8 protein-coding genes are annotated in these 9,196 nt (G+C 60.3%); 2 read left to right on the top strand and 6 right to left on the bottom strand.

The annotated features are described in order from the left end of the window. The coding region (locus AB4M76_RS18955; RefSeq protein WP_368443808.1) for a tripartite tricarboxylate transporter TctB family protein at window positions 1-413 on the bottom strand (413 nt) is incomplete at its 3' end. Further along, window positions 410-1,357: a Bug family tripartite tricarboxylate transporter substrate binding protein gene (locus tag AB4M76_RS18950; RefSeq protein WP_368443806.1), complete on the bottom strand. Its 948-nt coding sequence runs from the start codon at window positions 1,355-1,357 to the stop codon at window positions 410-412. The genes AB4M76_RS18955 and AB4M76_RS18950, both read right to left, overlap by 4 nt. Before the next feature lie 141 nt (window positions 1,358-1,498). On the opposite strand from AB4M76_RS18950, the gene AB4M76_RS18945 reads away from it, so the two are divergent. After that, window positions 1,499-2,389 (top strand): LysR family transcriptional regulator, encoded by an 891-nt coding sequence (locus AB4M76_RS18945; RefSeq protein WP_368443804.1) that lies wholly within the window; start codon window positions 1,499-1,501, stop codon window positions 2,387-2,389. A gap of 47 nt (window positions 2,390-2,436) precedes the next feature. Here AB4M76_RS18945 and pcaG read toward each other — a convergent pair whose 3' ends face one another. The 3 genes from pcaG to pcaC are packed head-to-tail and all read right to left on the bottom strand — an operon-like array spanning window position 2,437 to window position 4,155. Beyond that, window positions 2,437-3,030, bottom strand: a complete 594-nt coding sequence (gene pcaG / locus AB4M76_RS18940; RefSeq protein WP_368443802.1) for a protocatechuate 3,4-dioxygenase subunit alpha — start codon at window positions 3,028-3,030, stop codon at window positions 2,437-2,439. A gap of 1 nt (window position 3,031) precedes the next feature. Continuing rightward, the gene (pcaH, locus tag AB4M76_RS18935; protein ID WP_368443800.1) at window positions 3,032-3,775 is read right to left on the bottom strand and encodes a protocatechuate 3,4-dioxygenase subunit beta; all 744 of its coding nucleotides are present in this window, start codon (window positions 3,773-3,775) and stop codon (window positions 3,032-3,034) included. Beyond that, a complete protein-coding gene (pcaC, locus tag AB4M76_RS18930) occupies window positions 3,772-4,155 on the bottom strand; it encodes a 4-carboxymuconolactone decarboxylase (RefSeq protein ID WP_368443798.1) in 384 nt (127 codons plus the stop codon). Before pcaC ends, pcaH begins: the two co-directional genes overlap by 4 nt. A gap of 307 nt (window positions 4,156-4,462) precedes the next feature. On the opposite strand from pcaC, the gene AB4M76_RS18925 reads away from it, so the two are divergent. After that, window positions 4,463-5,467 (top strand): hypothetical protein, encoded by a 1,005-nt coding sequence (locus AB4M76_RS18925; RefSeq protein ID WP_368443796.1) that lies wholly within the window; start codon window positions 4,463-4,465, stop codon window positions 5,465-5,467. Window positions 5,468-6,140: 673 nt separating this feature from the next. On the opposite strand, the gene AB4M76_RS18920 is transcribed toward AB4M76_RS18925, so the two are convergent. Beyond that, complete coding sequence (locus AB4M76_RS18920) at window positions 6,141-8,759, bottom strand: M10 family metallopeptidase C-terminal domain-containing protein (protein WP_368443794.1); 2,619 nt, start codon at window positions 8,757-8,759, stop codon at window positions 6,141-6,143. Between the last annotated feature and the right edge of the window lie 437 nt (window positions 8,760-9,196).

Here is a 9,196-nt window from a genome sequence, read left to right as displayed (position 1 = left end):
TTCCAGCTTCGCGGCATCAGCAGCAGTTCAAGACCAAGGATGAAGAGAAAACTGGCGATGGAAAAACCCAGAATCGGCAGCAGGACGATATAGACACCAAGCGCCGCGAGAACGACAAAGACCAGATAGCGGCGCCGCGCCCAGGCCGCGGTTTCCCGCGCGAAACGGCCATAGGCGGCGCGCGGCAGTTTGCGCAGCGCATCCACGATCGCCACCAGTGACATCAGCATCAGGGCGGCAAAGACCATCTGGGGGAAAGCCCCCGCGCCAAGGCGCTCGAAACGCGAGGCCGGGATGGCGAGCGAGGATAGAAACAACCCGCCCGATGCGAGCAGGATAAAGACATAGCTCAGAAGGCGGGCCGTCTCGCCCGCCTCCTTCGCATGATCTTGGGGCGTCACCTTGTCGGTCACTGGGCGAGAACCTCAGACAGCGACTTCACCGTGGCGTCCAACTTCGACAGATAGGCGCGGTAGCCGTCCTGGCCGCGGAACATGACCGAGGCACCGGCATTGGTGGTCTGTTCGACATAGGTCTCATCCTGCGCCAGCGCCTTGAGCGCCGCCTCCATCTTGTCCCGCGCCTCTTGCGGGGCCCCTTTGGGCATCACGATGCCCCGGGTCACATTCAGCTCCAGATCGCCGCCCAACTCCATGAAGGTCGGCACATCCGGGGTCTCTTCGACCCGCTCTGTCGACCCGACCGCGAGGAATTGCAGATCGCCGCTTTCCACGAATTGCTGCGCCGAGGAGATGTCGCCAATGGCCGCGTCGAGGTTGCCGCCGACCAGCGCCCGGACCCGTTCGCCCGTGCCTTCGTAGCCGACATAGGAGAACTGCACGTCAAAAGCCTGTTCGATCATCGCCGCATGCAGATGCGGCACCCCGCCCAAGGTCACGCCGATGGTGATCTCGCCGGGGTTCTCCTTGGCGAAGCTGACGAATTCCTCAAAGTTGCTATAGTCGTCGGTGGGATGCACCACGAGGTACTGCGGCGAGGCGGTCATCAGCGCGATCGGCTCGAAATCATCCCAGGCCAGATCGGTGATGCCGGTCTCGGTCGCGACCAGCAGCCCTTCGTGCACCTGGCTGATGGTATAGCCATCCGCCTTGCGGCGCGAGGCTTCGCGCAGGCCGACGGTGCCGCCCACGCCCGGCATGTTGATGATCGGCAGCTCAACCCCCAGATGCGGCTCGATATTGCCAGAGACCAGACGCATCAGCGTATCGGAACCGCCACCGGGCGACCAAGGCACGATAAATTCGACCGGTCTTTCGGGGTAGTCCTGCGCGGCGAGCGGTGCCGCGACCAGCGTGGCGGCGGTGCAAAGCGCCGCAAAGCCTGTACGATAAAACATGTCTCTCTCCCTCATATGAAGCGCGCAAGCGCCCGGATCGCTATGGGGGGAAGTCTTATCAGAAGTAAAACAATAGAAAAGCGCGGAATTCTTGCTATTAAAGTAAGCGCGGCTTAACTTAGCGCGATGGATACCCGGCAATTGGAAACACTTCTGGCCATTGTGCATCACGGCGGTTTCGCGGCGGCGGCGCGGGCCGTGAACCTTACGGCCTCTGCAGTGAGCCAGCAGGTTGTTGCATTGGAACAAGAACTTGGCGCGACGCTCTTTGACCGTGCGCGCCGCCCGCCGGCGCTGACCTCCAAAGGCTCCGAGATGGTGCGCACCGCGCGCGGCATCCTGCAGCTGGCGAATGCCGCGAAATCGCAGACCGGCGGGGCCGAGCTGCGCGGCACGCTTGCCATCGGCTCGCTGCGGACATGCGCGCAATCGCTGATGCCCGCCGCCATCGCGACCCTGCACCAGCAGTTTCCGGGCCTCTCCTTCAAGCTGCGGATCGCCATGTCGGAAGAGTTGATGCGCGAGGTGGCGGCGGGGCAGCTTGATGCGGCGCTGGTGGCCGATCACGTGGCGGTGCCGCTGTCGCTGCGCTGGACGGAAGTGCTCAGCGAGCCGCTCGCCCTGCTGATCCCGCCCAAGATCAAGGCCAGCACATTGGAAGAGGTGCTGCACAGCGTGCCATATGTGCGCTATCAAACCCGGGTGCCACTGGCCCGGCAGATCGACACGGAGATCGCGGGTTTCGGGGTGGAACCGGCGCAGATCATCTCCGTCAACACGATGACGGCGGTGATCGGCTGTGTGCAGGCGGGGCTTGGCTTTGCCGTGGTGCCGTCGGTGGCGTTGCAAGAGATCGCACCGGGATCGCTGCGCTCCCTGCCCTTCGGCAGCCCCCCGATCCACCGACGGCTCGGTCTGGTGCAAAGCCCGCATTCCAACCGCAGCGAAGTGCTCGGTCGTCTCTGTCAGGAGCTTGCCGGCGCGGCCCGGGCCTTTGCCACGACCGACGCCGCCGAGCGTCGGAATTTTTAAAAAATTCCGGCCTGATTTCTCTAAAAGAAATCGGGCCGGATGCGCCCTTAGATATCCAGAAAGACGGTTTCGCCCGGCCCCTGCAGGCGGATATCAAAATGGTAGCTGGCGTCGCCCGTCTTCTGCGCGATCAAAGTCTCCACCCGCGGTTTCTGTTCGATCCGGCGCAGCAGCGGGTCGCCTGCGTTGTCGCAATCCTCAAAGTAAATTCGGCTGTGCAGGCCAAGATTGATCCCCCGCGCCACGATCCAAAGCGCAATATGCGGCGCGGTGCCGGGGGCTGCTTGCGCTGCGCCCGGTTTCACCGTCCGCAGGGTAAAGAGACCGGTCTCCGCATCAGCGGCGAAACGGCAGAAACCGGTGAAATTCGGGTCCGCCCCCGGCTGCCCGGCAAAGCGCCCCTTGCCATCACATTGCCAGCTTTCGATCAAAACGTCCCGCAGCGCCCAGCCCGTGCCGTCATAGACCGAGCCGGAAATCTCAATGATCTGCCCCTCGACATCCCCGATGATCGGGGTCGCGCCGATCTCGGTCTCGAAGCTGCCGGGGTTGCCCGCATAGCTCGGCATCAGCCCGATATGGACATAGGGCCCCGCCGTCTGCGAGGCGGTCTCGGCAAGCGTGTTGAGCTTTTGCACCATGTCACATCCCCTCCGGCTGGTTTTCGAACATCGTCTGGCGCCGTCCGCGCAGGACGATGTCAAACTTATAGGCAAGGTGATCCAAAGGCCGGGATTTGGAGAAATCAAGCGGCGCGACCAGCCGGTCCAAGGACGCGCGGTCCTTGACCGTCGCGGCGATGGGGCAATGGTCGATCAGGGGATCCCCTTCGAAATACATCTGGGTGATCAGCCGCTGGCCAAAGCTATGTCCAAAGACCGAGGCGTGAATATGCATTGGCCGCCAGTCATTGCCGCGGTTGGGCCAAGGATAGGCGCCGGGGCGGATGGTGAGAAAGGCATAGGCGCCGGTGTCATCGGTAAGGGTCCGCCCGCAGCCGCCGAAATTGGGGTCGAGCGGGGCGATATAGCCGTCCTTCTGATGCCTGTAGCGCCCCCCGGCATTGGCCTGCCAGATCTCGATCAGCGCCTCTGGCACCGGGCGATTGTTCTCATCCAGCACCCGCCCATGCACCAAGATCCGCTCTCCCAGGGCGGGGGCCGCCCCCTTGCTCCTGTTGAGGATCAGATTGTTGTCCAAGTCACCCAGAATCCCATGTCCGAACCTTGGTCCGGTTTCCTCGGAAGCGCCGCTTTCCATCGACAAGAGCGGCAGGCTGGGCGCGCGGGTCACGCTGGTCTTATAGGCCGGATCATAGGGCGCGGGATGGAGACCGTGGTTGCGCGGGATCAACCGCGCCCCGGGGGCATCGGATGCATCTGTCATGGCGCGCTCTGCTCCATCTCGCGGTAGGTCTGTTTGACCAGTTTCAGCGCATGGTTGGCCCTGGGCACGCCGGCATAGATCGCCACATGTTGCAGCGCCTCGGCCAGATCCGTCATCGAGGCACCGGTGTTCGCCGTGGCGCGCACATGCATCGGGATTTCGTCAAAATTCCCGGTCGCGGCAAGCAGGGCGACCGTCAGCATCGACCGCTCCCGCCGGCTGATCTGATCCGAGGCCCAGACCCGGCCCCAGGCGGATTCCGTGATAAGGGTTTGAAATGGCAGATCAATATCTGACTTAGCGGCCTCCGCCCGGTCCACATGGGCATCGCCCAAGACCTCCCGGCGGGTCTTCATACCCTTTTGATATATCTCACTCACGCGGCACCCCCCTTGCGCGATTCTGATGTTCCTTGTCGCAATGTGATCGGCTCGCGCACAGAAAGAAACCCCTGCCACGTGTGCCACCTGACCGAGACTTCGCTCTAAACCGCCGGGCAAACGGCCTTTCCCGGCTGTTTTCGCGGGCAGATTGGCCCTTGCGTTGCGGCTCTCAGGCGTGAGAATAACAGGCAAAATCCGGCAGGCTCTCTGGTAGGGCACTGGCAAAGACGACGCGCTGGCAGTTCTTGAGAGGTCCGAGTTGAAACTTATTTGTCATATAGGCTCTCCGAAAACGGCCTCTACCTTGATCCAAAACAGCTTTGCGGCGAATGAGGATTGGCTTGCGGAACGGGGCATCGCCTATGGCAAAGTCTTGGCGCCGGATGCGAACCACATCACCCTGTTTTTCGCCTGCGCCGAGAAAATACATGATTTCGCCCGCGTCTATGGGCTGAACACCCCGGCGGAAGTAGCCGAATTTCGCAGCAGATTGTCCCGGCGGATCGAAGAGCATAAGGCAAGCCTGCCCGAACATGTCACCACAATGGTGATGTCGTCGGAGAACCTTTTGGGCAATCTGCGCACCCAGGCCGAGATCCGCTCGCTCAAGAGCTTTCTGTCACAACATTTCGACGACATCGAAATCGTCCTCTATGTGCGGCGGCAGGATGACGCGCTGATCTCGATGTATGGTGAATTCATGCGCCGGGGTTTCAGTGACGAGACCTTCGATCAGTTCATCAAAACCTGCGCCGGCCCCGACAGCCCCGTGCCTTACCTTTACTATCGTCGCGAACTGTCGAAATGGATCTCCGTTTGGGGCAAGGAGAAGATGGTCGTCCGCCGGTTCTCGCCCGTGGACTTTATCCAAGGCGATATCTTGGCAGATTTCATGGGGGTTGTGCAGCGCACCTGGACGCCGGATATGGAGGGTTTCAAACCCTCTCCGGAACCCAACCTTGGCCTGTCGGCCCCGGCGCTGGAATTTCTGCGGCGTCTGCACCCGGCCATTCCATTCGTTAAGAATGGCAAACCCAATGAACAGCGCAGCAAGCTGACCCCCTTTATCAATGCGCTGCCCAAACAGCCCCGCCCGGTCATGGCCGCGGCGACCGCGCGCCGAATTATGGACCCGTTTCAAAACGCCAATAGATGGCTCAAGAATGAGTTCAATCCGACGCTGGAGGGCGCCTTTTTCCCCGCTCGTGCGGATCACCCCGAATTTGGCAATCTGGGACAGCTTACATTGGAAGACAGCATTGAACTGACCGGGCAGCTCTTGGCCAATGTAGAGATCGTACCAAAATAACCGATGAATAGCGCGCAGAAAACCGCGAAGAAGCGACCGATCACAACATTCTGTCGCTCGTCCAGGCCCGCTGTATCAACAGCCAAGACAGCGGCAGAACACCCCGCCGCCGCCCTTGCCTGGCAATCTGACTATGCTGCAACCCATGGTCTGGCCCAATCCCGCCTATAGTTCGGAGCGGGACATGTACGTGCGTCTCAAAGGATCGGCGAGCCAGTCTCTGCGCAGGGGCGAGATCATTCTGGAGCCGAAGGCGGAAATTCGGTTCGACACCTATTTCAACATTGGCAATTGGGCAATCCATTGCGGGTTGAAGACTATTTGGGCTTCAGCTGCGAGGGGACGGTCGGGTCGACCTGGCGGTCTATATCGCCTGTGTGGACCGCACTTGGAGGCGGTGGTCCAAGAAATCGTGACTCTAGTTGCTAATTTGAGTCAACGCATCGATGTCCCTCTCGACGGGCACATGCTTGACGCTACCCCGTCCTCAAGGCCGAATGGACCAAGGCTTACCAAACGCTGATCGGACAGGCGTTCTGGCGCAAAGTGCTCAAATTTGAGCCAAAGACCGAGCGCAGCGACGGCGAGAGCTGAACACAAGGCAGAGACAGGCGACAAATACAAAACGGCGATCTTTTCAGACCGCCGTTTTCTTTGAGCTGGGCCGAGGGGCCTAGACGATGAAGATTTCGTCGGCCAGGCTTGCCGTATCGGTCACACCCTGAAGGAAGAGCGTCTGGCCCGCGCCGAAATCAAACAGCGTGCCGGCCCCGAAGGAGGTGCCATTACTATCGCTGTGATTGCCAACCTGCCGGGCGAAACTGCTCAGCGCATCCGCCGCACTGCGCCCGCCCACAAGGCTGGCGCTGAATTCGAGCCGATCCTCTGAGGTAAAGTCCGTGATGATATCGCCGCCAGTGCCGCTGCCAAAGACGAATGTATCCGCGCCCGCGCCGCCGGTGATTGTGTCTTGGCCGTGCACCTCCAGCTGCGCAGTATCGACATAGCGGTCAGCGCCATTGCCCAGCGTGATCAGGTCCCGCCCATTGCCGCCATCGACCAGATCATTCCCGTCGCCGGCGTGGATCGTGTCGTATTGATCGCCGCCAAAGATGCGGTCATCGCCCAAGCGGCCAAAGATCAGGTCATTGCCAGCCTCGCCCAGAAAGAGATCGTTGCCGTTCCCGCCCTGGATAGTGTCATTTCCAAAACCGGCATAGACCGTATCACGGCCAAACACGCCGCCCTGACCATTGTCGAAATAGATATCATTGCCTTGATTGAGGTAGATCAGATCCCGGCCATTGCCGCCATGCACTACGTCATCCCCGATGCCTGCGGAGATCGTATCGAAGTTGTTACCGCCATAGATCGTGTCATTCCCCAAAGCTGCCCAGATAAGATCATCACCATCTTCGCCGTGGAAAATGTCATCGCCATTGCCGCCCCGAACTGTATCATTGCCCAATCCGGTATAGACCGTGTCGCGGCCCAGCACACCCCCTTGTCCGTTGTCGATGAACAGATCGTTGCCCTGGTTCAGGTAAATCAGATCACGGCCATTGCCGCCATGCACTACGTCATCCCCGATGCCTGCGGAGATCGTATCGAAGTTGTTGCCGCCATAGATCGTGTCATTCCCCAAACCTGCCCAGATAAGATCATTACCATCTTGGCCGTGGAAAATGTCATCGCCATTGCCGCCCCGAACCGTATCATTGCCCAATCCGGTATAGACCGTGTCGCGGCCCAGCACGCCCCCCTGTCCGTTGTCGGTGAACAGATCATTGCCTTGATTGAGGTAGATCAGATCCCGACCATTGCCGCCCCAGACACTGTCATTGCCCTCACCGCCGGAAATCGTATCGGCCCCGTCGCCGCCTTCGACACGGTCGTGCCCCCTGCCAGCGGAGACGCTATCGGCCCCGGCCCCGGTCTCAAGAACATTGTCGGCCGCATTGCCCGTCACGGTATCCTGCCCCGAGCCGGTGATCAGCGCCTCAATCGTCGTGCCGCGCGAAATGGACAGGTTGCCAATCATGCCCCCGAGGTCGGAAAAGGCTTCGGGCCGCAGGTCGATCCGGTCATGGGTGGTCGAATAGCTCAGATCGATGCGGTCGAAGCCGCTGACGTCATAGATGTTAAAGACCATGGCTTTGCCGGTCACATTCGCGGTGGTGCGGCCGCTGGACAGGACGGCAAAGACCTCGTCGAGATAGTTGTTCAGCGTCGAATTGGCGCCCCAAGTGGTATTCCCGGCGGTCGGAGACTGCGCCGAAGGCGCGCCATAGAGGTTCTGAATCGCCAGAACATCCGCGATCATCGGCGTTGTCGTATAGCCAAAGGAGGCGTCGATATTGGTATTATCCGCCTGGTCAAAGTAAGACATGACCGAGGTTTGCCAGCTGTCATTGCGGTAGGAGTTGCTCGACCCGAAATGCGCCTGGCCGTCGTAATCCCCCATATGGCCTAGCCCAAGCGCATGGCCGAATTCATGGATGAAAGTGTTCATCGAATGGCTGTCGATGGTGGTCCCGCTGTTGTTCAGCCAGTCGCGCGAGACATTCATCTCGATCCCATCCGAGGGGACGCTGTTCGGGGCATAGGCATAGGCCCCGTCATTCTCGTCGTCGATCGTGATCATCTCGCCCGAGCTGACCTCCCGGAAACGGACGTTGGCCGACATCTCCCAGGCCTCCATCGCCCAACGGGCGAGTTGCTGGGCCTTGGCTGTAAGACCCGTCAGATTGACCGTGACCTCATTTGACGCCGCAAAATCATAAACATGGCGCCGGTCCCCCCAGTATGTATCCGTCAATTGAAGCGCCAGAGTGTCCAATGTGGCCATGCCGCCACCATAGGCTGCCGCCGTGACCTGCGCTGCGCCACCGTTCGACGGGGCGTTATCGACGCCGATGTAATAGGTGTCAGACGCCTCGGCCGTATAGGTGATTTGCGCATCCGTTCCGGCACCGCCCTTGCCGTCATGGACCACTTCCGCACCGCTGCTGTCGTAAAGCCGAAGCTGCACGTCGGCTGCGCCGCCCGCTGTGCCTGACGCGTCTTCGAGATCAAAAGAGTACCGCTGTCCCGCTTCCAAGGTGACGGCAACCCACGCCGCCCCGTCGCCCTGTTCAATCGACCCCGTAAACCCATCCCCGTCATTCAACCGGTAGGGGGTAGACGTTGTTTCCGGCGCGTCCGCCCCCGCTGTCAAAGTGGCGGCAATGCCCGGTTCCGCATCGTGGCGGGCCGGGTCGAAGGTTTGGGAGATGGCACAGATTGTACACATAGTTCTATCCTCGTCAGAAATGCCAGATCACGAGAGCTGGCATTTTTCTTGTTACTTTTTGGGGGACCTCAAGGAATATTTACGCAACGACTGAAGCACCGAAATCGGCAACGCATATGGGAACGCGGTGACCGAAGTCGGACACGGTGGCTACAGTCTTTGGCATAGATATTACTCAATAGATAATTGCCTGCTGGCCGCCTTGATTTGGCAACTCTTGAAGCGGTTAGAGCGGCAGTTATAGCTGGAAAGGAGGCGATTTATAGGCTGCCGTGGCGACCAGAGGCCGCCATATGCGCGGATTTCAGCCACCCCCGGCTAAGGCTTTGATGCGGCGGAGAGAACCAAGAGCCCTCCGCGCCGGCGCGCTGTCTCATTTCTGCAACATGCGCTGAATTGGCGGTGCACCACCGAAAATTGCGCACTTGAAGCGCGGT

It is taken from the genome of Sulfitobacter sp. PS-8MA, assembly GCF_040933935.1.
GTDB lineage: Bacteria > Pseudomonadota > Alphaproteobacteria > Rhodobacterales > Rhodobacteraceae > Sulfitobacter.
Note: the sequence above shows the minus strand (reverse complement) of the source record. Positions and strands in the feature narration are given on the sequence as shown.